This window comes from Acinetobacter lanii, from assembly GCF_011578285.1.
Taxonomy (GTDB): domain Bacteria; phylum Pseudomonadota; class Gammaproteobacteria; order Pseudomonadales; family Moraxellaceae; genus Acinetobacter; species Acinetobacter lanii.
In genome coordinates this window covers 687,974-711,139 of the sequence record NZ_CP049916.1, presented here as the reverse complement: position 1 = coordinate 711,139, position 23,166 = coordinate 687,974, and the positions used below count along the sequence as shown (strand labels likewise).

General features: G+C 38.7%; 22 protein-coding genes. 14 read left to right on the top strand and 8 right to left on the bottom strand.

Annotation, left to right across the window (positions count from 1 at the left end):
• Positions 1-4 precede the first annotated feature (4 nt).
• Complete coding sequence (locus tag G8D99_RS03325; protein ID WP_166322623.1) at positions 5-682, bottom strand: NuoB/complex I 20 kDa subunit family protein; 678 nt, start codon at positions 680-682, stop codon at positions 5-7.
• A gap of 6 nt (positions 683-688) precedes the next feature.
• On the bottom strand, positions 689-1,237 hold the full coding sequence (gene ndhC, locus G8D99_RS03320) for an NADH-quinone oxidoreductase subunit A (protein ID WP_166322621.1): 549 nt from the start codon (positions 1,235-1,237) through the stop codon (positions 689-691).
• Between the two features lie 568 nt (positions 1,238-1,805).
• Here ndhC and G8D99_RS03315 point away from each other — a divergent pair.
• Positions 1,806-2,162: a hypothetical protein gene (locus G8D99_RS03315; RefSeq protein ID WP_166322619.1), complete on the top strand. Its 357-nt coding sequence runs from the start codon at positions 1,806-1,808 to the stop codon at positions 2,160-2,162.
• Positions 2,163-2,270: 108 nt separating this feature from the next.
• Here G8D99_RS03315 and bfmS read toward each other — a convergent pair whose 3' ends face one another.
• Positions 2,271-3,959 carry a sensor histidine kinase BfmS gene (gene bfmS / locus G8D99_RS03310; protein ID WP_166322617.1) on the bottom strand — a complete coding sequence of 563 codons (1,689 nt, stop codon included), beginning with the start codon at positions 3,957-3,959 and terminating at the stop codon, positions 2,271-2,273.
• A 47-nt stretch (positions 3,960-4,006) separates the two neighbouring features.
• Positions 4,007-4,723 carry a response regulator transcription factor BfmR gene (gene bfmR, locus G8D99_RS03305; protein WP_166322615.1) on the bottom strand — a complete coding sequence of 239 codons (717 nt, stop codon included), beginning with the start codon at positions 4,721-4,723 and terminating at the stop codon, positions 4,007-4,009.
• A gap of 581 nt (positions 4,724-5,304) precedes the next feature.
• Between bfmR and G8D99_RS03300 the strand changes: the two genes are divergently transcribed.
• The 6 genes from G8D99_RS03300 (at position 5,305) to G8D99_RS03275 (ending at position 14,403) form a co-directional block, all read left to right on the top strand.
• Positions 5,305-8,178 carry a ribonucleoside-diphosphate reductase subunit alpha gene (locus G8D99_RS03300; RefSeq protein WP_166322613.1) on the top strand — a complete coding sequence of 958 codons (2,874 nt, stop codon included), beginning with the start codon at positions 5,305-5,307 and terminating at the stop codon, positions 8,176-8,178.
• A 407-nt stretch (positions 8,179-8,585) separates the two neighbouring features.
• The gene (locus G8D99_RS03295) at positions 8,586-9,869 is read left to right on the top strand and encodes a ribonucleotide-diphosphate reductase subunit beta (RefSeq protein ID WP_166322611.1); all 1,284 of its coding nucleotides are present in this window, start codon (positions 8,586-8,588) and stop codon (positions 9,867-9,869) included.
• 297 nt (positions 9,870-10,166) lie between these two features.
• Complete coding sequence (locus G8D99_RS03290) at positions 10,167-11,207, top strand: nucleotidyltransferase domain-containing protein (protein WP_166322609.1); 1,041 nt, start codon at positions 10,167-10,169, stop codon at positions 11,205-11,207.
• Entirely contained in the window at positions 11,204-12,925 is a 1,722-nt protein-coding gene (locus G8D99_RS03285) for a ThiF family adenylyltransferase (RefSeq protein ID WP_166322607.1), read from the top strand. The genes G8D99_RS03290 and G8D99_RS03285 overlap by 4 nt, the downstream gene beginning before the upstream one ends.
• Positions 12,918-13,391 (top strand): Mov34/MPN/PAD-1 family protein, encoded by a 474-nt coding sequence (locus G8D99_RS03280; protein WP_166322605.1) that lies wholly within the window; start codon positions 12,918-12,920, stop codon positions 13,389-13,391. Before G8D99_RS03285 ends, G8D99_RS03280 begins: the two co-directional genes overlap by 8 nt.
• Positions 13,392-13,398: 7 nt before the next feature.
• Positions 13,399-14,403 (top strand): hypothetical protein, encoded by a 1,005-nt coding sequence (locus G8D99_RS03275; protein WP_227554347.1) that lies wholly within the window; start codon positions 13,399-13,401, stop codon positions 14,401-14,403.
• A 27-nt stretch (positions 14,404-14,430) separates the two neighbouring features.
• Here the strand turns inward: G8D99_RS03275 and tnpC are convergent, their stop codons facing one another.
• From tnpC to tnpA, 3 genes are all read right to left on the bottom strand, one after another.
• Positions 14,431-16,035, bottom strand: a complete 1,605-nt coding sequence (gene tnpC / locus G8D99_RS03270; protein ID WP_166322603.1) for an IS66 family transposase — start codon at positions 16,033-16,035, stop codon at positions 14,431-14,433.
• A 74-nt stretch (positions 16,036-16,109) separates the two neighbouring features.
• A complete protein-coding gene (gene tnpB, locus G8D99_RS03265; RefSeq protein ID WP_004783682.1) occupies positions 16,110-16,445 on the bottom strand; it encodes an IS66 family insertion sequence element accessory protein TnpB in 336 nt (111 codons plus the stop codon).
• Positions 16,442-16,870 carry an IS66-like element accessory protein TnpA gene (gene tnpA, locus G8D99_RS03260; protein ID WP_004783683.1) on the bottom strand — a complete coding sequence of 143 codons (429 nt, stop codon included), beginning with the start codon at positions 16,868-16,870 and terminating at the stop codon, positions 16,442-16,444. The genes tnpB and tnpA overlap by 4 nt, the downstream gene beginning before the upstream one ends.
• A gap of 45 nt (positions 16,871-16,915) precedes the next feature.
• Between tnpA and G8D99_RS03255 the strand changes: the two genes are divergently transcribed.
• Both G8D99_RS03255 and G8D99_RS03250 read left to right on the top strand, forming a co-directional pair.
• Positions 16,916-17,545 carry an SAVED domain-containing protein gene (locus tag G8D99_RS03255; RefSeq protein WP_227554346.1) on the top strand — a complete coding sequence of 210 codons (630 nt, stop codon included), beginning with the start codon at positions 16,916-16,918 and terminating at the stop codon, positions 17,543-17,545.
• A 120-nt stretch (positions 17,546-17,665) separates the two neighbouring features.
• The gene (locus G8D99_RS03250) at positions 17,666-18,274 is read left to right on the top strand and encodes an HAD family hydrolase (RefSeq protein ID WP_166322601.1); all 609 of its coding nucleotides are present in this window, start codon (positions 17,666-17,668) and stop codon (positions 18,272-18,274) included.
• Here the strand turns inward: G8D99_RS03250 and G8D99_RS03245 are convergent.
• Positions 18,266-18,472, bottom strand: coding sequence for a helix-turn-helix domain-containing protein (locus G8D99_RS03245; RefSeq protein ID WP_166322599.1), 207 nt, complete (start codon positions 18,470-18,472; stop codon positions 18,266-18,268). The genes G8D99_RS03250 and G8D99_RS03245 overlap by 9 nt on opposite strands.
• Before the next feature lie 96 nt (positions 18,473-18,568).
• Between G8D99_RS03245 and G8D99_RS03240 the strand changes: the two genes are divergently transcribed.
• From G8D99_RS03240 to G8D99_RS03220, 5 genes are all read left to right on the top strand, one after another.
• Positions 18,569-19,051: a hypothetical protein gene (locus G8D99_RS03240; protein WP_166322597.1), complete on the top strand. Its 483-nt coding sequence runs from the start codon at positions 18,569-18,571 to the stop codon at positions 19,049-19,051.
• Positions 19,052-19,174: 123 nt separating this feature from the next.
• Complete coding sequence (locus tag G8D99_RS03235; RefSeq protein ID WP_166322595.1) at positions 19,175-19,360, top strand: DNA-binding protein; 186 nt, start codon at positions 19,175-19,177, stop codon at positions 19,358-19,360.
• A 283-nt stretch (positions 19,361-19,643) separates the two neighbouring features.
• Positions 19,644-20,348, top strand: coding sequence for a hypothetical protein (locus G8D99_RS03230; RefSeq protein ID WP_166322593.1), 705 nt, complete (start codon positions 19,644-19,646; stop codon positions 20,346-20,348).
• A gap of 1 nt (position 20,349) precedes the next feature.
• On the top strand, positions 20,350-22,230 hold the full coding sequence (locus tag G8D99_RS03225) for a Mu transposase C-terminal domain-containing protein (protein ID WP_166322591.1): 1,881 nt from the start codon (positions 20,350-20,352) through the stop codon (positions 22,228-22,230).
• A complete protein-coding gene (locus tag G8D99_RS03220) occupies positions 22,217-23,161 on the top strand; it encodes a TniB family NTP-binding protein (RefSeq protein ID WP_166322589.1) in 945 nt (314 codons plus the stop codon). The genes G8D99_RS03225 and G8D99_RS03220 overlap by 14 nt, the downstream gene beginning before the upstream one ends.
• The last annotated feature ends 5 nt before the right edge of the window (positions 23,162-23,166 follow it).

Genomic DNA, 23,166 nt, shown 5'->3' with positions numbered 1-23,166 from the left:
TAAATTATTTAATTTCATCCATAGAGCGCAAGTTTTTCACTGCAATACGTTCAGCATTCTTACGGTCGCGTTCAGGCATCATCTTTGGCTTATACACTGGCTTAAGATCATCACCGATTACGGCAGAAAGTGGACGACGCTCTAATTGAATTTGGTCTTGTAATAACATTAACGCTTGGATCAATGCTTCAGGACGTGGTGGGCAACCCGGCACATAAACGTCGACAGGAATGATTTTATCCACCCCTTGTACAACTGAATAAATGTCGTACATACCGCCTGAGTTTGCACATGCGCCCATTGAGATCACCCATTTAGGCTCAAGCATTTGTTCATATAAACGTTGAATTACAGGCGCCATCTTCATGAAGCATGTCCCTGCAACGATCATCAAATCGGCCTGACGTGGCGAAGCACGAATCACCTCTGCACCGAAACGTGACAAGTCATGTACGCCGGTTAAAGTGGTTGCATATTCAACGTAACAGCAAGACGTACCAAAGTTGAACGGCCAAACTGAGTTTTTACGACCCCAGTTTACTGCTGTATGCATCACGTCCTCTAAACGAGTCATGAACACATTTTTATTCACTTCTTCTTCAAGCGGATCCGTTACGATCTGACGATCTTGAAGTGGATATTGATCAGCATCCGGATTCGCACGGGTTAAGGTATATTTCATCCCGTATTACTCCTTATCAGATGATGCAGTCGGTGTTTTAGGTTTAACACGACCAGATGATTGCGCTGGAATAGTCCCCGTAGGGTCCATCACCAACTCTTCAATAGAGTTAAAGCGAGTAATTTCTGCAAGATCCATATTTGGAGAGCCCATTTTCAATGTGCGTCCTGCGGCTTTACGTTTGTCTGAAGGCGCCCAATTCAACGCACCCACTTTCACTGCATAAATCAATGCAATTAAAAGATCGACCACGAAAATAATCACGGTTGTGAAACCAAACCAACCCACTTCACGCACCGATGTCGACCATGCATAAAGATAAAGTGCTTCGATATCGAACACCACGAAGAAAATCGCCACTAAATAGAATTTCGCAGACAAGCGAATACGTGCTCCACCAGCACCTACAACACCTGACTCAAACTGCTCTTGCTTTGCACGGCCCCATGACTTACCACCAAGGAGTAATGGGACAGTAAGCATAAAGACGCATAAAAATGTAACGCCGATCACGAAGGCAATAACTGCCCAATCGTATGGAGTAATGGCACTCATGCGGGGATAACTCCTGGCAGGCCTATTTATTAACAAAGAATGTATGTATTGGCCTTTTAATACACCAAACACAAAATTAATCACGCAGATTGTACCTGATTTATGATTTCACTTACTAGCTTATAGACCTTAGTCGATAGGGTGTTTTTTTAATCAATTTTATAATTTATTTTTTTTGTGTATATTCAGGTGCACTTTAATCGGATTAGCAAATTAAAATCGATTTTTTAATTATTTTTTATACAAAAAAGATTTCCTTAGAAAATTGTAGCCCTCACTTTTAGGGCTTGAAAATATTTTTATTGTTGAAAATACTATCAATTTAAGAAATCTGCTTGATTACCATCATTTCGCAAATAAATAATGGTCAAAATTCCTTATGTTTCTTTTTTAAGCACGTGATTGCTATTTTTTAATCAATCCAACTATTTTTTAGCACATTAAGTTGATCAAATTTAATACAGATCTTTTGAGTTTCTTGTGTCATTTTTGCAACACATTTACACCTGTTTTCGAGAGTGTGCTATGTATATAAAAACATCAAAACAAACTACAAGGAAAAGCAAAAATGAGTCTAGATTTTACGCATAAACCCAACTATTTTTTATATGCGCAACTGATCATTCGACATATTGAGGGGTATGTCAAAAAGCATCCTGAAACCAATAACGCCATTTTTGATCTGCGTGACATTTACCAAATTTTCCAACAAGACTTGCCATCGACCACTACCAATCTGAATGCGATTTTAAATATTGCAGACGAATATACGGTGGATACCATTTCTGGTGACCAAAAAATTATTAGTAGTTACAACATCGATGCATCGAACAACAGCTTACTGATTGATTTTAATGCAGATGCCTTAAGCGCACTCCGTGACGGTAAACGCATCAATGAACCTCATGGCAATCACTATCAATAAGTGATCAAATCCCTTTCATAAAAAAAAGCACCGCTCTCGGTGCTTTTTTTATTGGGACTTAGAAGATTGATGACCCAATATTACAATGAAGCAATAAAGCCTAAAGCATTAATCTTTAAGCTCTTTACCGTCTTCAGCTTCTTTACTGTCCTTAATCTCTTTGAACTCTTTCTGATGTTTCTTCTTTTTAAAGCGTTGTGCCGGCCAACGCATAATAAAACGCGCACCGCCGAGCGTTGGACTTTGATCGACACGAATGGTGCCACCAAACCAATAGGCAATTCGACTCACAATCGACAAGCCTAAGCCGTAACCCCCTGAGGCACGCGTACGACTGTCATCAAGGCGGGCAAAGGCTTCAAAGATGCGTTCACGTTCATCTTCAGGAATACCCGGACCGTCGTCTTCGACACAGACATAGGCCATACCTTGCGCGGTCACTCCACCACTAATCAAGACTTGATCATCGCAGTAACGCACCGCATTACCCACTAGGTTTTGCACCACACGATGCAAATAACGGCGTTCAGCATCCACCATCAAAGAGATGGGCGGTGCATTCAATTCAATGCGTTTGTTGGTTTTTAGGGCTTCGGTTTCCACCACCACTTGATCGAGCACTTCAAACAGCACGATTTCTTCAAAATCCAGTGAAGGCATACCCTGCTCAAGTTTGGCATAGGTCATGATTTCATCAATCAAGGTATTCAGTGCTTCAATATCTTTATCAATCATGTCCACTTGTTGAAGTCGATAGTCATATTCCTCTTCTTCTGCCAACATTTCCATACCGAAACGAATACGTGCCACAGGCGTACGCAGTTCATGTGACACCGCACGCATCAATTCACGCTGTGCTTCAATCAAACGCTGAATATGATCCGACATGCTGTTATAACTGGATGCCAAGTTGGCCATCTCGTCACGCCCTTCTACCGGCACACGAACGGTCATATCGCCTTTTTGCATAATGTCCAAGGCATCATTGACCTGACGCAGCTTACGTTGCATCGGCACAATCAACCCATACACACCCAAACACAGAATAAACATACTCAGCAAGGTAATGCCTGCCGCCAATTGAAATGGCATCCAGTTAAACATGGGCACAGGTCCCATCACCAACACATCCCCCGGTTGATTCGGCATAGGCGATAAAATCGAGATCGTGGTGCCACGTACCGAAGCATTGTCTTGGTACAAAATCACACTTTGATCGGAACGCAAACGTCCAATCTGTTCAGAATCGAGACTGAGCTGAGAAATATTGCGGATGTCTACATTGTAGTAAAAGTGCTTTTGAATCTTAGCGAGGTATTCTTTTTCCTGACCCGGATAATAAACCAAATAATCCCAGATAAAGATCGGGATCGCTTTCATCTGTTTTTCACCAATCGAGTCGATTTTCACATATAAATAATGTTTTAAATCGTTCTTGACCCCAACAATCAAATAAGCAACACCCTGCTCGGCGTCATAACGCACCACAGCCTGTTGTTTCTCAATTCGTTTGAGTTCAGTGCGAGACAGTTCGACTTTATTGGATTCAAGATAATAGATCGGAAGTTCGAGCAAATCAGAGGCATCCGAAATCCAATCCATCTTTTGTTGTGGGGTTTGTTGACGTGCAACACCCTCACTAATCACAAAGGCAATCCCATCGGTCAACGATTCTCGATATTCTTGGGCACGTTGATAATTGATAATTTGCACCAGCAAATACCCAAAGATCGCCACAAGAACAACCAAGATGACCAATCCTGCGTAAATCCGCAGGAATATGCTGTGTTTAGACACGTATAATTTAGCCTAATAATAAGTGTGTCATATGCACCAAAGGGATCTTAGATCCCGTTGGTTTCTTTTACAAATAAGTAGCCTTTACTACGTACGGTTTTAATACGTTTTGGATTTTCTGGATCATCACCAATTTTTGGACGAATACGAGAAATACGCACATCGATTGAACGGTCTTGACCATCATATTCAATGCCACGCAGACGCTCAAAGATATCTTCACGAGACAAGATACGTCCGGCATTCGATGCCAATAGCCACAGCAAATCATACTCAGCACTGGTGAAATCAACCAATTCACCATTTAAAGTCACTGAACGACCACCATTATCAATGACCAAATCATCAAATTCGATACGCTGTGCCACTTCATCTTCAGGGGTTTTGTCGGTACGACGAAGCAATGCACGAATACGTGCTAAAAGGACACGTGGCTGAACTGGTTTTGCCACATAGTCATCTGCACCCATTTCTAGGCCCAAGACTTGGTCCATGTCTTCGGTACGTGCAGTCAACATCAAGATCGGTTGATGGTAATGTGGACGCACTTCACGGCAAACGGTTAAACCATCTGCACCCGGTAGCATCACATCCAGCACCACCATATCCGGTTGTTCTGCAATAATTCGACGGATTGCACGGTTGCCATCCGGTTCTACCCCGACTTCTAATCCATTACGGATTAGGTATTCTTGCGTCAAACGCGCAAGTCGCTCGTCATCTTCAACGATCAAAATTTTAGGTAACTTTTCTTCTTGGCTCATATATCGCCCCTATATTTGTTAACTTTCCTGCATTGAGGCTGTCATTGCGACTCAATAGGCGCAGATTCAACACACTATATTTTGCAATATACACACGTTTACATTGTAAACAAGAGATTGTTCACCAAACTGATACACGAGCGTTGCATTTTGTTAAGTTTATTTAATCCTTGAATTTTAGGCGCTTTTATATAGCACAGCCAATCTGTATTGAACCCAATAAATCAACCACAAAATAATTTGCATAAAATACATACAAATTATTTCAGTATCTACTTTTTAAGCAACCACTGATCTGTTTTTTCGACTTTTATAGTTATCCACAGGCTTATCTATAAGCATCTTTTCGAGTCTCTGCTATGCTTGCCCCCTTGAAAAAGCGCGACCCAAAAAATCATTTTTCAAGCAAAAACAACAAGGAATTTTGAATCGTTTTACAGAAAAAAAATTATCAAAATGTCAATATTGATCTACATAAAAAATTCCCGTATCTTGTGCCTTAAATCAAATTAAACCACTAAGTCTTGTGTTTATCCCTCAAACGTCGTGACAGATGAATCTTTAGATTTTGTCCGATTCAAATGGTCTATAAACATAATAATGATGACAATGGAGCTACGCTGACAATGAGCGCTAATACAACCCCGGGTCAACTCCAAGTGATTAAACGCACTGGTGACGTTGCCACTTTTGATGCAGAAAAAATCTCTGTAGCAATTGGTAAAGCATTTTTGGCTGTTGAAGGTCAACAAAGCACCGATTCAAGCCGTATCCATGACCGTATTGAACAATTAACCGATATGGTAATGAATACCTTCAAACGCCGTTTACCTTCAGGTGGCACAATTCACATTGAAGAGATTCAAGACCAAGTTGAATTAGCACTTATGCGTACAGGCGAACAAAAAGTTGCGCGTGCGTATGTGATCTATCGTGAGCAACGCTCTGAAGCGCGTAAGCAATTGGGCGCGCATCATCACCCAACACTTCAAATTACCGGTACAAACGGTCAGCTTGAACCTTTAGATTTAAGCCGTTTGCAAGCAACGATTGCGAAAGCGAGCGAAGGTCTTGAAGGCATCGACATTCAAGCGATTGTTGATGAAACCGTGAAGAACTTATATAACGGCGTAAAAGCGACTGACATCTCAACCACCATGATGATGGCAACGCGTACCCGTATTGAACAAGAACCAAACTATACTTACGTAACTGCACGTTTACTCCGTGACAACTTGGTTGCTACAGGTCTTGAGTTCTTAGGTCTACCGACAGACACCAATGAAGGCGATGCTTTAGAAACCTTCTTGAAAAAAGGTGTTGAGCTTGAGCTGATCTCTAAAGATTTACTTGATTTTGACCTTGAGAAATTGGCAGCTGCGATCAAACCTGAACGCTCTAACCAATTCACTTACTTAGGTCTTCAAACTTTATTTGACCGTTACTTCATCCATTCAGATGACGTACGTTTCGAATTACCGCAGTTGTTCTTTATGCGTGTGTCTATGGGTCTTGCACTCAATGAAGACAACCGTGAAGAACGTGCAATCGAATTCTACAACTTATTGTCTAGCTTCGATTACATGGCATCTACGCCAACCTTGTTTAACTCAGGTACTTTACGTCCTCAGTTATCAAGCTGCTACTTAACCACCATCGCAGATGACCTATACAACATTTATGGTTCTATGCGTGACAATGCCCTACTTTCTAAATGGGCAGGCGGTTTAGGTAATGACTGGACGCCAGTTCGTGCATTGAACTCTTATATCAAAGGCACAAACGGTAAGTCTCAAGGTGTTGTTCCATTCCTTAAAGTGGCGAACGATACTGCTGTTGCTGTCAACCAAGGTGGTAAGCGTAAAGGTGCTGTATGTGCATACCTTGAAACTTGGCACTTGGACATCGAAGAATTCCTAGAGCTTCGTAAAAACACCGGTGATGACCGTCGTCGTACCCACGACATGAACACTGCGAACTGGGTTCCAGACTTGTTCATGCAACGTGTCTTTGAAGATGCTGAATGGACACTGTTCACACCATCAGAAACACCAGATCTACATGATTTAACTGGTCTTGAATTTACTGAGCGTTATGCGTATTACGAAAGCATCGCAAAAGACCAAGACATGCTGCATAAGAAAGTCCGTGCGAAAGACTTATGGCGCAAAATGTTGTCAATGTTGTTTGAAACAGGTCATCCTTGGATCACATTCAAAGACGTATGTAACTTACGTTCACCACAACAACACGTAGGTGTAGTGCACTCTTCTAACTTGTGTACTGAAATTACCTTAAATACAAACCAAGACGAAATCGCGGTATGTAACTTAGGTTCAATCAACCTTGTACAACACGTTCAAGGTGGCAAGTTAGACCGTGAGAAATTAGCTCGCACGATTAAAACTGCAGTACGTATGCTCGATAACGTGATCGACATTAACTACTACGCCGTTGAACAAGCGCGCAATTCAAACATGAAACACCGCCCAGTGGGTATGGGGATCATGGGCTTCCAAGATGCATTGTATGAAATGCAATTGGCTTACGGTTCAGATGCTGCGGTTGATTTCGCTGACGAATCTATGGAAGTGATTTCTTACTACGCAATTCAAACGTCTAGCGATTTAGCGGTTGAACGTGGTGCTTACGAGACATTTAAAGGTTCATTGTGGGATCAAGGCATCCTGCCAATCGATTCTTTAGACATCGTTGCGAAATCTCGTCCTGAGCGTATGTTTGAAGTTGACCGTACAACGCGTTTGGATTGGGACACGTTACGTGCCAAAGTTCAAAAAGACGGTATGCGCAACTCTAACGTGATGGCGATTGCACCAACTGCAACCATTTCGAACATTTGTGGTGTGTCTCAGTCAATCGAGCCTACATTCCAAAACTTGTATGTGAAATCTAACCTTTCTGGTGAATTCACAGTGATCAACCCGTACTTAGTACGTGCGTTAAAAGATCGCGGTTTATGGGATTCTGTGATGGTGAACGACCTGAAACATTTTGAAGGTTCTGTTCAAAAAATTGCACGTATTCCTGAAGAATTGAAAGCGATTTTCGCCACTGCATTCGAAGTGGATACTCGTTGGATCGTGGATGCTGCATCACGTCGTCAAAAATGGATCGACCAAGCACAGTCGCTTAACCTTTACATCTCTGGTGCGAACGGTAAGAAATTGGACATCACTTACAAGATGGCTTGGTTACGTGGTCTTAAAACCACTTACTACCTCCGTGCATTGGGTGCAACATCTGCTGAGAAATCGACCATTAATACGGGCGCATTGAATGCAGTTAAAGCAACTGCGGTTGCTGCACCTGTAGCAGCGGTTGCAAAAGAAGCACCTAAAGCGGAAGTCCCTGCTGAAGAAGAAGGTTTTGCGCAAGCAGCACCAGTGCCAATGGCATGTTCAATTGACAACCCTGATTGTGAGGCTTGCCAATAATTGGTGAGTTTCTAAAAAATCCCCCTATATCCCCCTTTTTCAAAGGGGGACTTCCAAAAATTAAATCAATGGATGGAAGCCCCTCTTTTTAAAGAGGGGTATGGGGAGATTAAATTTTTGAGAAGGAATAACACCATGCTCCATATGACCCATAACTATACGTTAGGACTGATTGTTCTGGTGCTTTCCTTTGTTTTTTGTTTTTACCTCCCTGTCACGTACGCGTGGTATAAAATTCGTCAACAAAAGCGTAATCAAAATAAGTAGTGGAGATTTAAGCGATTTGGTTTGAAAAACCTGCGCCATCAACAAAACTTGATTTTGCTTACACAGAATAAGCGTTATAGTAAGGACATCTTCGTGTGTGAGATGTCTATAAAGATATAAGCAACGAAGTGAGAATTGATATGTCTATCCTAAGTTGGGACGATTTCGAAGATGATTCACAGAAACCGGCTGCACCTGAACACCAGTCTGCGCCCATCGAACCGCAAAAAGCGACTCATTCGCAAGTGGTATCTGATGCACAATCATCAGCGCCGAATTTGGCAGCTACACAACCCGCTCGCACCAATCAAAGAGCCACAAAACATTCAACCGATTCAATGGCAAGAGCATCTGCTGCCTTAGAAAGTTTGGATGTTGCTCCAGGCTTAGAAGAGCTTGAAATGGGCGCGCAACGTGTACAAGTTGATGACAAAGCGATGATTAACTGTCGTGCTGACTTAAACCAACTTGTGCCGTTCAAATACGAATGGGCTTGGCAGAAGTATCTAGACGGTTGTGCAAACCACTGGATGCCTCAAGAAGTGAACATGAACCACGACATCGCGCTTTGGAAGTCAGAAGATGGTTTAACTGAAGACGAACGTACGATTGTGATGCGCTCTTTAGGTTTCTTCTCAACAGCAGATTCATTGGTTGCAAACAACTTAGTCTTGGCAATTTACCGTCACATTACTAACCCTGAATGCCGCCAATACATCTTGCGTCAATCGTTTGAAGAAGCGATTCATACGCATGCTTACCAGTACTGTATCGAATCTTTAGGTATGGATGAAGGCGAAGTCTTCAACATGTACCGCGAAGTTCCATCAGTTGCACGTAAAGCAGCGTGGGGCTTGAAATATACGCAAGAACTCAGTGATCCAACCTTTAAAACAGGTACACCTGAAAACGACCAAATCTTGCTTCGCAACTTGATCGCATTCTACTGCGTACTTGAAGGCATCTTCTTCTACTGTGGTTTCTCACAAATCTTGTCGATGGGTCGTCGTAACAAGATGAATGGTGTTGCTGAGCAATTCCAATACATCTTACGTGATGAATCTATGCACTTGAACTTTGGTATCGACATGATTAACCAAATCAAGATTGAGAACCCTCACCTGTGGTCTACTGAGTTCCAAGAAGAAATCGTTCAAATGATTCTTGAAGGGACAATGCTTGAGATCGAATATGCTCGTGACACCATGCCACGTGGTGTATTGGGTATGAATGCTGCAATGATGGAAGAATACTTAAAGTTCATTGCAAACCGTCGTTTGGCTCAATTGGGCTTGCCTGAACAGTTCGCTGGCGTGACCAATCCATTCCAATGGATGTCTGAAATGATGGACTTACGTAAAGAGAAGAACTTCTTCGAAACTCGCGTAACTGACTACCAAACAGGTGGTGCGTTAAGCTGGTAATCGCTTAATCGTCATGCGACACATGGTTTGTCAAAAACGACACATGGTTTGTCATAAGACGACGCAAGGTCTGTCAAAACATCAATAGACACAGAAATTATCATTGATGCTAATTTCAATATATACCCACTAAGAGATCTAGGTTTCTTATTGGGTAACTTAAAACATATCACTTTAAAATTTTAAATCTGAAGTTGAATATAAAAGTTTGGCTAATTCTGGCTAAGGGGTAATTGTGCTTTGAATAATCAAACAAATAATTAATTTCAAAATAAATAATCGATTAAGAAGGTAAAAATGGGCTTACAAAGTAAATTTTTAACATTTAACACCAATATCTACATAACTCGTCAAAGCGAGGAATATAAGAATGCACGTGAAAAAGACGATAGCATTACAGAAGACATTCGCAAAAAATTTCGACAAAATGGCTATCCCGTCCAAGAAGATTTCATTCAAGGTTCTTTAGCAACTAACACAGCAATCAAGGAAAAAGGAAAAGACTTCGATATAGATAGAGCGATAGTCATCAATGAAAATGATGCCCCTACTGATCCAACTATACCTAAGAAGGTTGTCTTAGAAATTCTAGAAAATAGAGGTTTCAAGAACGCTAAAATTAAAAAACCTTGTGTCACTGCTGACTATAAAAATGAGGATTTACATATTGATATCCCTATTTATAGTAAATCGGAGAGCGGTTATTACAAATTAGCTGTGGGCAAGAAAAATTCTGATGAAAATAATAGGGAGTGGTCTGACTCAGATCCCAAAGGTTTAATTGATTGGATCAATGCTAAAGACAGCTCAGGCATTTATGAAACACAGAAACTTCAGCAATTTAAACGATTAACTAGATATATTAAAAGATGGAGAAACATCAAATTCCATGAGGATACCTGCAGAAAGGTTTTTTCGATCGGTCTTACTGTAATGCTCAAAGAAAAGTTTCAAAGTTCAATTAATGATGAAGGCCTTGAAAATGATCTAGAAGCTTTGAAAAATACTATCGACCAAATACTAGATCAGTCAAATTACTTTCTATACCAAAACGACAGTCAATGGAAAGTAAAAGTTGATTTACCCGTATCACCATACAGAGATATTTTCTTTGGTAGTAGTATAGATACAGGTACTCAATTGAAAAATAAACTATCCACCTTGAGAAATAACTTAAAGAAAGTCATTGATGAGTCAGATGAATCCAAACAATGCGATCTATTAAGAGAAATATTTGGCGAAGATTTCCCTGAAGGTACTAAAAATAACTCAAAAAATGAAGCAGCTAAGGTTGTATTTCCTTCAGCTGGATCTGTAGGAACATCTCAAGGCGCATGAATTATCAATTAATAATTCAGCATCTACAAAGCTGTGGATACTCAGTATCTGCAGCCAATGTACTTGCTCGGGATACGATAGAAGTTAATGTGACTATTGGTAGTTATACCATTACACTTATTCATTTTGAAGTTGATGAAATAACTTCAATGCCTTCATTTTATTTAAAAGATCCTCAGCAATTTCCAAGACTTGCTCATACCTTGTCTTTCAATGATTATAACTTAGCAAGTATATGTGTGAATGTCACAGACTCTGTATCAGTAAATTATGAAGTTCCAACCCTTGCATTTGAAGATTCATTAAAAAAGCATATTGAATTGCTTACAAAATGTTTAACTGATCCAGCTGAAAACAAAAAAGAGCTTCTAAGAGAGTTCTTAGCCAGTTGGTATAGCTTAAATAATACAAAATTTAATGATGTTCTTTGTCTAGTAGATTCACCTGAGTTTTGTAAGTTAAAAGTTTATGCGCCTGAAGGGAAATACGGATTAAAAAGTAGCGTATTAGTTCACCCTGAAAATTATGATCTTGCAACAAAAGAACCTTTTTTTAAAATTCAAGTAGCTCAAAGAAAAAAGAGTCCTGATTTAGGTTGTATTCTCCCATTACCTTGTATTACCTCTATTCCATGGAATGTAAGTGACCTCCCTAAATGGTTTTTGGAACATTTCGAGTTATTAGATGCTAATACTAAAAAAAAATTCGTAACAACCTTCGCTCAAACTAGGAAGAATATATTCTGGGTAATCTTTAACATTGATACATCCTCAGGAAAATCTTGGTTTGGACTAAAATTTCAATATAAAAAATCTAAAGTAAACAAAACTTTTCCACTCAAATTAGAAAGCTTCACTGAATGGAATATAGAGGCATGCTCGATTAAATTATTTGATAAATCAAGCTTAATACCCCGTGGCGGTGCTTTTTGTGATCTTCAAGACAAACACGTTTTATTAGTAGGCTGTGGGTCTGTAGGTGGTTATATAGCAGATCAGTTAGCATCATGTGGATTAGGAAATCTAACTCTTGTCGATTCCGATACCCTTTCCATAGAAAATATATACAGACACTATCTACCAATAGAATATTTACATCAATACAAAACTATAGGACTACAATTTAGAATAACAACTAAATATCCTTGGGTTAACGTAATCCCAGCTGATGGATGTTTGCTCGAGCTGAGAAACGATTCTATTATCAATAGATATGATCTGATTATCATTGCTATAGGCTCTCCGACAAAAGAACGGATATTTCATGACTACTGCATAAAAAATGAAGTAGAAACGGCCATAATTAATACATGGACAGAAGGCTATGGTGTTGGGGGGCATGCAGTTTTAGATATCCCTAAGCAAAAAGGATGCTTAAGATGTGCTTATGTAGATAATGAAAATTTATGTAGAGGTTTAGTTTCTAATCTTAATTTTTTAAAACCAAATCAGGATTTAACTAGAAATCTTTCAGGATGTGGAAATGCCTTTCTACCCTATTCAAACTTATCTGCCATTCAAACCGCTAGTATCACTACAGATTTAGCCTTAAATTTTTTACAAGGGAAAGTCAAAGAGTCTTCAAAGGTAAGCTGGAAGGGTTCTAATCTAGATGCTTTAAATGAAAATTTAGAGTTAACTGATCGTTATTCTAGCTTTTCAAAATCATTACTGTTCACACCACTATTGAATCCAGAATGTGATATTTGTAATGAATGACCAATTAACTGTTCATGTTTCTGACGCTACTGTTCATATCAATAAAGATATCATTGAAATATGGGAACAGTATCGTCAAATCTCATCTGAAGCTAAAGAAGCTTGCGGAATATTAATAGGACATCAAATTCAAGGTACTCAAGTCTTTCAACTAGAATTCGTTACTACCCCACAAGAACTAGACATTAGAACTAGATATAACTTTGTGATGAAAGATCCATTTCACCAGAAGTTTCTCGATAAAAAGTATAAAGAATCTAATGGTACATCTGTTTATTTGGGTACATGGCATAGCCATCCCCAAAACATACCAATTCAATCTAGCATTGATGAGGAGGACTGGAAACACTGTATAGCAAGAAATGTAGATCGAAATTTATTTTTTATTATCGTTGGAGTCCAGGAAATTAAAATTTTTCGTTTCAAAAAAAATTTACTGAATACTGCTTCTGTCATTAGGTTTTAATTACTTTATGAATATTACATCTTCTGAGCTAACATTAGATCTCATTCAAACCAAACACCTTCCCTTTGATAGTCTAATACTTGCTAAAGCCTTTATTGATCATGTAAAGCCTATTTTAACTTGGGATAAAGTCACGCTTTTAAGGGATAGTACAAGAGATAATTTAATTTTTCTTATCTACAAAACTGAGGAATTACAATCAGCCTTCCGTGTAAATTTGAATAAAAATGAATTTTTAGAATTTGTCGAGTACATTCTAGGACCTAGAAAATCACTCGAAGTTCGATCTATTCCTGATAAACAAATAACCCATCAGGAAGTTATCAATCTTAACCTTTTACAAGATCTTTGGGCTAACTACCACTTCACATCAATTGTACTTAAAAACAAAACTGAAAAATCTCAATTCATTACAACTTTTTATAGTAATGAAATCAAAACAGGAAGAGGCAATCCATTTACTAGCAAAACTATTCACCAAGTGATGTTAGATAGTCATGGCCGTTGTATGTTTACAGGATGTGGAGAAAACTTAAATATTGACAAACTAACTGGGCGAAAAGGCAACTATGCATATAACGCACACAATATCGCCTCTTCAGATAATGGAGAAAGAGGATTACCGTACCTTTCAGAAGCACTTTCAAATAAAGCAGAAAATGTTCTTCTACTCTGTGACAAACATCATCGCCTAATAGATAAAGTAGCAGCTGCAGAATATGATGCTCTCACTCTAAATAAAATGAGAGAAATGCATAAGACAAATTCTGAAAAATTATTAGATGCTCTAGCCTTTGAACCAATTCAAGTATATTCCATTTTATGGCCAGTTCATGGGAATGTATCTTCAACACCTGATTTAAAAGAAATTTCAACTAGTTTATATCCTTTAAATTACAGAATTAATGGTGCTTTAATTCCTCAATGCTCAATACCTCATCCTGATTTATTTGATCAAGCTTTTATACAATGTATTGAAACAGAAGCTAATATAATTCTAAGACAAACGTAAGCGTCCGCTGAATCCCATGCCTATTTTTTAATTTTGGTCGGATTTCCAGCGGTGTGGCAGTAATTCTTCTATTTGGGTGACTTTATGCGTCGGCAGCCTTTTCAGCACATCACTTAAATAGGCATACGGATCCAGTCCATTCAGCTTTGCTGACTGGATTAAAGTCATGATATTGGCAGCTCGTTGGCCGCTGCGCAGCGAGCCAGCAAACAGCCAGTTCTTACGTCCCAACGCCCAGGGGCGCATCTGATTTTCAATCCAGTTATTATCTATAGGCAAATTGCCATCATCCAGATAGCGGCAGAGTGCCTGCCAACGTTTTAGGCTGTAATTGATCGCCTTGGCAGTTGGAGAACTCGATGGCACCGCCAGATAATGTTGGCTGAGCCATTCATACAGTTGTTGCATCACCGTTTGGCTATGCTGTTGCCGGTATTCGCGGCGATGTTCTGCTGTACCATCGGTCTTTTTCCTGAGTTCTGCTTCTATGGCATACAGTTTCTGAATCAGCACTAATGCCTGTTCAGCGATCTGACTTTTCCCGGTCACATACAGTTCATGGAATTTACGACGTGCATGTGCCATGCAGCCCACCTCAATGACCTGGCCTGATTTAAAGCGTGCTTTATAACCACTGTAATCATCACAGACCAGATGACCCTGCCAGCCATTCAGGAACGCTTCAGCATGCTGACCTGAACGACTATCCTGAAAGTCATAGATCACTGCCTGAACTGGATTGTACTGTGTAGTGGCATAGGCCCAGACATAACCTTTCTTCGGTTTTTTCTCATCATCACCCATCCGCATGATGGTGACCGGCGTTTCATCGGCATGGATCACCCGCTGTTGCAGCACCACCTGTTTTAAGGCATTGGCCAGAGGTTCCAGTTCCACACCGCAGCGACCAATCCAGTCAGATAAAGTAGATCTGGACAGATCAATGCCCGCCCGCTGATAGATCAGGCGCTGACGGTACAGCGGCAAATGATCGGCATACTTCGATACCAGCACATGGCTGAGCAATTCAGGTGAAGCAATGCCTTTATCAATCACATAGGCAGGCATCGCTTGCTGAGTCAGAGTGTCGCACTGATCACAGACCCATTTGCCACGGACATGCTGTTCCTTGTAGAACTGTGCCGGTCTGAAATGCAGTTTTTCACTGATATCTTCGCCGATACGACGTAACTGGCAGCCACAACTGCATTGGGTTGATGCAGGTTCATGCTCAATACGGATGGTGTGTAGATGATCTGGCAGCAGTCGACGTTTAGGTTTGTTGACTGTGGCTTTCTGTGTCACTGCATCGGTTTTATCTGCATTTAATCGTTCTAATTCTAGATCAACGGCTGCGATATCTTCTTCGACCGCTTCGTCCCATAGATGGATTTGTTTTGCGGTAAGATGTTCGTTTTTACTGCCGAATTTATGATTTTTAAACAGCGCCAGTTCATGCTCGTATTTTTGATTGAGAATAGAAAGATGCTGAACTTTGGCATCCAATTGCTGGTTTGATTTTTCTAATTCTTGATTTGATTGTGCCAGAGACTTATGCTGCATCGCCAACTGCCGGGTAAATTCCAGCAGTTGTTCATGGGTGAGTTGGCTTAAATCAGGCAGCATTTTCATGACCGCAGTATGCCTGAGGTCATGACGCAGAGGAAATAGAACGTTTGGAGAATAGCAGAATGTAGCAGCCTAGTTTAGAGCATTGTTACCACTTGCTGTCGTCCAATGCGCTGCCAGGGCAAACCCTGAATTAGTGCCTGTAACTGTTCTGGACTGAGAGCTACGTTTTCACCCTGGTGAACTTTAGCCCAGTGGAATTTTCCCTGTTCCAGCCGCCTGGCACACAGCCAGATGCCCAGTCCATCATGTACCAGCACTTTCATACGATGACCACGTTTATTACAGAACAGGTAGGCGCAATGCGGTTTGATTGAGCCAAAGGCTTTCATAATCTGCGCCATGGCCGTATCCATACCCGCACGCATGTCCATGGGCTGGGTAGACAACCAGATTTCATCGATACGGATCATTTGATCAAGCCCTGAAGTAAAAGCAGTAATTCAGTTGCAGACTCCACCGGCCATTCGATTTCGATCATCTGATCCCTTACGGAACCTTGTTCATCATGTAATGGAATCCTGATATGAGCGGTAGCTTTCTTCTCTGGCACAGGTGGCGGAGGTGCTTCTTGTTTGACTGGCGTCGGGTGAAGAATGACGGGAAGGAAGTCGGTCTGTGGAATGGATGAGATTGTTAATGATGGAACCATTGATCTGGACTGACGAATCCATTTATGCAACAGATTGGCATTGATCTGATGTTGCATTGCGACCTTAGCCACCGATGTATCTGGCTGCTGGCATTGCTGAATAAGTTGATGTTTAAATTCAGCCGTGAAGGTTCGACGGGGCTTTTTTAGCGTTGGTGCAGTGTCTATAACTGTCTTTAAATCCATAAATAGGTGTCCACTTAAATTTTAGTGGACACTATCGCGGTATTAATGAGTCAGGAAAAGTGGGGCTCAGCGGACGCTTACAGACAAACTCAGCACCACAATCATAAGGCCGCAATATTCGCATTTGGTCCTATGCCAGCTTTGATTGGATTAGGAGCACTCTTGGGAAATAAAGGAGAGTTTATTCCTATGTTTAAATCAAGAGACACTCAAAAATGGGAATGGCCTAGTACTGCTATGATTGATCCAATAAATGAAGTCACTGGTTTAGATAATCTCGAGAAACAATCTGAAATAGTATTATGTATTCATGCCACAGCAATTGCAGAACCTTTACAACAAACAGCTAGAGCTATAGCAGAAGAAAAGAATATACAAATTATCGAAATTACGAACCTAGAACAATATAGAGGTGGCCAAAGTATCCCTCATCCTAAAAATGTAAAGATTCTAACAGCACAAATCCAAAAACTGTTAATAAAACTAAAAAGTGACTATGGAATAGCATTGGTCCACCTACTTGTCATTGCTCCAAATGCTGCATGTGTCGCAATAGGTCAAGGGATCGATAAAAATCATCCTGATGTCATAGTTTATGATTTTAAAGGTGATGGTATACAACCAGTATTAAGAATTAATAGTACAGAACAGGGTAATAAACTTATGCCTGTTTGAAAAATAGGCTTAGAGAATATTCTGAGCCTTTTAATTTTGAAAATATAGAATGAATCAAATTGTATTTTTAATCTTTGCTAAACTAAACACAGTATAAACTTCGTATCTATTGTTGAAATCATGAATCACTTTCCTAAAGTTGTTGTTTTTGATGCTTTCGGAACGCTTGTAAAAATAAGTACAAGCAGATCTCCGTATCGTAAACTGATGAAGTGGCTAAAAGCCAACGGTCGTAAGCCAAGCACAAAAGATGCAAGTATTATTATGTCAAATGCTATTGATATTTCACAATTAGCTATGCTTTTTGGAGAAGAGCTTCCAATACAACTTTTAAAGGACATAAACAATGATCTTCAGCTTGAATTAAGTACAATTGAACTCTATGAAGATACAATACCTACGCTTCAAACTTTAAAACAAAATGGTTTCAAAATTGCACTTTGCTCCAATTTAGCTATGCCTTATGGTAAACAACTCAAAATACTACTTCCTAGTTTATTTGATGCAATTGTGTTTAGTTATGAAGTTGGAACTATAAAACCTGAGCAGCAAATTTATGAAACCATTAAGACGCATTTCGGCTGTGAAATGTCTGAAATGCTATTTATTGGAGATCACCCAGTTTTAGATGTTGAAACACCCATTTCTTTAGGAATGTCAGCAAGACTCATTGAGCGTCATAAAGACCAAAAACTATTGAATGTAATAGGTGATTTAATTTTAAGGTAGTAATTCTTTGGCACTAACTTTCAACACAATAGCAATTTCATAAATTTTTTCAACAGTGAGATTAACCTCACCACGTTCAATACGTCCCATATAACTACGATCTATCCCAGACTGAAGGGCAAGAGATTCCTGAGTTAACTTTTGTTGTGTTCGTCTATTGCGGATTAATTGACCGATCGCTACTGATAATTCTGACATTTGCAACTAACTACTCAAAAACAGAAATATCACCAATTGAGGACTATATATCCACGGATTATAATCTCCTTTTTTTATCAGAAAGATTTAATAGCTATGTTTCAATTTTATCTTCCATACGCAGAAAAGTTTGAAAAAGTTTTTCTTCAAAATGAAATCCATGAGTGGGAAGCGAAAATGTTTTTAAAAAATATTCAAAATCTTAAAGGAAAAAATTCTACCATTCATGCATCGCACATATATGCATCTTTAAGAACCTTATTACGTCATGGATTCTTGAGTTTTAAAAGGTCAGAAAGTAACAGTCGTATATTTCTTTATAGCGAAACTGAGAAACTGAAACAGAACAGAAATCATTTTTTAAATACCCGCTTAAAAAGCGTCATAGAGATTGAAAAAGATTTAATAAACAAAAACATAATTAGCTTAAATACTCAAAAAGAGTACTTGTATGAACTCTTATTAAAATATCCAGAACTTAATTCGGAATTTATAAATTTAGATCAAAAAATTGATTTAGATGGAGAGAAAAAAAGAGCAAAACTAAATATTTTAGATAGTTTTTTAAAAATATTATGAAAACACCAAGATAATCATTTTAAAAAAATTTACTTAAAAAACAACAAATTAATTTAAAAAATAGCTTGATTTAATTTTTTTTTGAAACTAAATTTCCTCCTATATTTTACAAGTTTCTACAGTATGGCTAAATCTATTGAGCAAGTTAAAACAGAATTTCGAAAGCAAGGGAGGTCCTTTTCAGATTGGGCTAAAGAGAATAACTTTCCACCAGAATTGGTATATAGAGTCTTGAAAATGAATAGACCTCCTATCCGAGGAGAGAGCCACAAAATCGCAGTTAAATTAGGAATTAAAGATGATTATTAGTTGCGTGAAATTATTGTTACGTCTTGTTCACGCACCACCAAAGTTCTAAATACTCAGAAAAACCATTGGAGTAATTATGTAAAACTAGAGAAAAATTCAATAAAAAACGGACCCCTAAAAAGGATCCGTTGGTGACTTTATATAGAAGAATATAAAGACGTGAGAATCATAGTATCTCCTCTATATCGTCACCAGTCAAGTAAGTGCTATTCGATCGCAATAGTACAGATTAGCTCACTCTCAAATATCTACTGAGAATATAACTACTTATGGATGAACAGATATGCCTTATCAAGCAGGATTTTCAAAAAATGATATTCAAGCAAACATCCTAGAACAAATCAGGATAGCATTTGCATCAACAGCAAATGTAGCAGCCACACTTCATGGACAACGCAAAATCTACCAAGGTGCTTTTGGTCGTCGAACTTCACTTTTCCCGAGTGAAAAGTGTTGTGGAGCAATACCCTTAGAAAGCCGACTGGAACTCGCTCATGCAATCTCATTAGAACAAGATTCCAACATCATAAATTATCGTTCACAAGCATTAAAAATTTTGCTAGCTAATGAACAGTATTGTTTTCCAGATTTCTTAGTTCAAACAAAAGAAGGGACTTATGAAGTTCATGAGGTCAAACCTTCCATAGCTTCTTTATCGACTGAAGACTTAAACCGCTTTGCAATACTTTCAGACCTACTTCACTCAATTGATATTACTTTTAAGCTAATAGATAACACTGATTTACCAAGCGAAACAGAAATTTCCCAGCTGCTTTATTGGTATCAAAGAGGTCATAGATTCAACTGGAATACCTTCGAAATAAATTATGCTATAGACCATTTAAAGCTCAAAAAGTTTGATAACTCGAATCAAGTCTATAGAACACTTGAATCAATAGGCCTCAAACCAGAACTAGCTGATTATTTATTTTTTCATCAAATAATAAAAATTAGCCCCGTCAAACAAGAAATAAGCGAGGCCTATTAATATGAACAATACTCTTTTAATCCCGCAACCAGGTTTTCGTTTTTATTTTCAAGAACATCCTGACTATATTTTTGAAATTGGTTCAATCACCTACAACACTATACGATATGCAGCAATTGCTGGTGGAAAATCATTTTCAATACCCCCGAATGAGTTTGAAAGCCGCTACAAACAAGGTGAAATTCTATGTGTATTTTCACCTGATAAGCTGATGATCAACCCTAAACACAATTCAGAAATACACCGTAAAGAACGTTATGTTATAAGTGCTGTTCAAACTCTAAAATCCCCTACGAGCCCTCAACATTTATCAAAATTAATAGAGCATATCTCGACTGAAATTAAAGATCCTAACCCTCCTTCCTGCCGTACTGTCGCAAGGTGGATTACTAAATATAAAAAATTTTCGCAGAACAAGCTCTGTTTACAAGATAAATATATAGGCAATCATCACTTAAGATTCCCACCTGAAGTCTACCAAATTCTGAATCAAGCAATTAATGAAGTCTATTTGAAACCTGAATATAGAACTAGTAAAGATGTACAAGCCTATATGCTTGGTCGATTCATAGAGCAAGGGATCTCCTTGGAACAGTTACCAACACTGAGGAGTATCCAACGACACATCAAAAAACTAGACCCTTATATTGAATTAAAAATAAAGAAAGGCTCTCGTATAGCGAAGAAAACTTTTCAAGCTGCCGGCAAAAGCATTATTAGCCCTTTTGCTCTTTATATGGTCGAAATTGATACACATTATCTCGATATTATTATAGTCGATCCAAAGAATAAGGTTGCTTTAGGACGACCATTTCTTGCTTGTGCAATTGATGTTTATTCAAGAACAATTGTAGGTACATATATCAGTATGTATCCACCTAGCGCTGCAACTACTTTAGAAACTATTAAGGACATGGTTACTCGGCCAAATCATAAATTACCAGGAGGTATTCCTAGTATTATCATTCCTGATAATGGAATTGAGTTTAAAAATAATTCACTTGCGCGAGTGTGCGAACAGCTGAAAATTACTTTAACTCCATCTCAAGTCGGTACTCCAAATAACAAGCCTCATATTGAACGCTTTTTTAGCACACTCACTCATGGGATTCTTCAAAAATTACCTGGCACAACTTTTTCAAATCCGATAGATAGAGGGAGCTATAACTCCAATAAAATTGCTCAATTAACTTTAGAACAATTGAAACAATATATAGATACCTGGATCCACGATGTCTATCACAAAGCCATTCACCATACGACTGGTCGCTCTCCTATTATTATGTGGCAAGATGCAATTGAAGATATTCGCCCCAGTTTTCTCACTGATATAGATGCAAAAATTTTATGTCGCAGGCCTATTGAAAGAAGTATTAATCACGGTCAAGTCCGAGTAGACGGCATTAGTTATTTTTCTCATGCGCTGACGACACTCCAGGCGCAAGGCACAAAAACAGTTACTGTACTGATTGACGATTTAAATTTAAACGAAGTTTTCATCATTGATCCCAACGATAAAGATATTGTCATTCAAGCAGACTCAACCAATCCAGACTATACATTTGGTTTGTCACGCGTAACACATCTTGAAGTGCAAAAGTTAAAGAAAGCCCAAACTCAATCTGATAAACAAAGGATTGGTCCAAAGTCGGACTTATATCACCTGTATAAACTTATGCACGAGATACAAAGCAATCTTATTAAACATAAACCGAGATTAAAGCCTCTTACTTTAGAACTTCCCACGCAATTAAAAAAAGTTGAAGAGCAGCTTTTTTCGAAAGAAATGGATAAAACTGAACAACCTGTTTCCACTATAAATATACCGACTCCAATTGAGCAGTTTGGTTCTTTGGAGGTATTTAAACATGGAAAAATTTGACAATAGATTCGATAAAATTCGATCTATTAACAATATCGTCATTACTTCAAATGAATTTATGACAGCTTTTACAGGTATACAAGATTGTGTCAAAAGAAGCATTTCCTATAGTGAACCAGTTGGAAGTATGTTGCTCGCAGAAGGTGGATTAGGAAAAACAACCTTGTGCAAAGCAATCTTAAGCCTGATGCCACGTACAGAAAAAATTGAAAAAGATCATAAAAAAATTATTATTCCAGTATGTTATGTAGAAGTGCCCTCACCAGCCACCGTAAAGTCATTAGCTATAATGATGCTCAAAGAACTTGGTGATCTTACTTGTGAAAATGGGTATGGCACTACTGAATACCTAACGAGTAGGCTTATTCATTTACTTGCTCAATGCGAAACTAAGCTCATATTTTTAGATGAGTTCCATCACTTATTTGAGCGTAAACCAACTTCTACGAGGATGAATAGAACAACTGGAAATTGGCTTAAAACTCTAGTCAATCGAACTGGTATTAGCTTTTGCTTGGTTGGCTTACCAGAGTTTGTTCCACTGCTTCAAATAGATAGTCAAATTGCACGTAGATTTCCATTCATTTACCAGCTAAACCCATTAACTGTTGATCCATCCCAAGGAGGGAGTCTATTTGCATTTCTTGCAGAAGTCTCAAGAAATCTCAATAGGCAAAATATTAGTTTTATACCACCACTAGATAGCCAACTAATAGGCATGCAAATTCAATTAGCAACGAAAGGTTATCACTCATACATTATGAGTCTTATTAGAGAAAGTATTACTTATGCTTTAAATGATGGTCGGCAAGTCATAAATTCTAATGATTTTAGTTATGCTTGGAAATTAGGTATCACACTATACATTAGTAAACAAAATAAAAATCCCTTCGAAATGAATATCTCTCAAATCATCTCACTTATGAAATAACCATA

Bases quoted from the DNA above. Each gene is read 5' to 3' on its own strand.
- G8D99_RS03325 (WP_166322623.1), bottom strand. From the start codon at position 682: ATGAAATATACCTTAACCCGTGCGAATCCGGATGCTGATCAATATCCA.
- ndhC (WP_166322621.1), bottom strand. From the start codon at position 1,237: ATGAGTGCCATTACTCCATACGATTGGGCAGTTATTGCCTTCGTGATC.
- G8D99_RS03315 (WP_166322619.1), top strand. From the start codon at position 1,806: ATGAGTCTAGATTTTACGCATAAACCCAACTATTTTTTATATGCGCAA.
- bfmR (WP_166322615.1), bottom strand. From the start codon at position 4,723: ATGAGCCAAGAAGAAAAGTTACCTAAAATTTTGATCGTTGAAGATGAC.
- G8D99_RS03300 (WP_166322613.1), top strand. From the start codon at position 5,305: ATGGTCTATAAACATAATAATGATGACAATGGAGCTACGCTGACAATG.
- G8D99_RS03295 (WP_166322611.1), top strand. From the start codon at position 8,586: ATGTCTATCCTAAGTTGGGACGATTTCGAAGATGATTCACAGAAACCG.
- G8D99_RS03290 (WP_166322609.1), top strand. From the start codon at position 10,167: ATGGGCTTACAAAGTAAATTTTTAACATTTAACACCAATATCTACATA.
- G8D99_RS03285 (WP_166322607.1), top strand. From the start codon at position 11,204: ATGAATTATCAATTAATAATTCAGCATCTACAAAGCTGTGGATACTCA.
- G8D99_RS03280 (WP_166322605.1), top strand. From the start codon at position 12,918: ATGAATGACCAATTAACTGTTCATGTTTCTGACGCTACTGTTCATATC.
- G8D99_RS03275 (WP_227554347.1), top strand. From the start codon at position 13,399: ATGAATATTACATCTTCTGAGCTAACATTAGATCTCATTCAAACCAAA.
- tnpC (WP_166322603.1), bottom strand. From the start codon at position 16,035: ATGAAAATGCTGCCTGATTTAAGCCAACTCACCCATGAACAACTGCTG.
- tnpB (WP_004783682.1), bottom strand. From the start codon at position 16,445: ATGATCCGTATCGATGAAATCTGGTTGTCTACCCAGCCCATGGACATG.
- tnpA (WP_004783683.1), bottom strand. From the start codon at position 16,870: ATGGATTTAAAGACAGTTATAGACACTGCACCAACGCTAAAAAAGCCC.
- G8D99_RS03255 (WP_227554346.1), top strand. From the start codon at position 16,916: ATGAGTCAGGAAAAGTGGGGCTCAGCGGACGCTTACAGACAAACTCAG.
- G8D99_RS03250 (WP_166322601.1), top strand. From the start codon at position 17,666: ATGAATCACTTTCCTAAAGTTGTTGTTTTTGATGCTTTCGGAACGCTT.
- G8D99_RS03245 (WP_166322599.1), bottom strand. From the start codon at position 18,472: ATGTCAGAATTATCAGTAGCGATCGGTCAATTAATCCGCAATAGACGA.
- G8D99_RS03240 (WP_166322597.1), top strand. From the start codon at position 18,569: ATGTTTCAATTTTATCTTCCATACGCAGAAAAGTTTGAAAAAGTTTTT.
- G8D99_RS03235 (WP_166322595.1), top strand. From the start codon at position 19,175: ATGGCTAAATCTATTGAGCAAGTTAAAACAGAATTTCGAAAGCAAGGG.
- G8D99_RS03230 (WP_166322593.1), top strand. From the start codon at position 19,644: ATGCCTTATCAAGCAGGATTTTCAAAAAATGATATTCAAGCAAACATC.
- G8D99_RS03225 (WP_166322591.1), top strand. From the start codon at position 20,350: ATGAACAATACTCTTTTAATCCCGCAACCAGGTTTTCGTTTTTATTTT.
- G8D99_RS03220 (WP_166322589.1), top strand. From the start codon at position 22,217: ATGGAAAAATTTGACAATAGATTCGATAAAATTCGATCTATTAACAAT.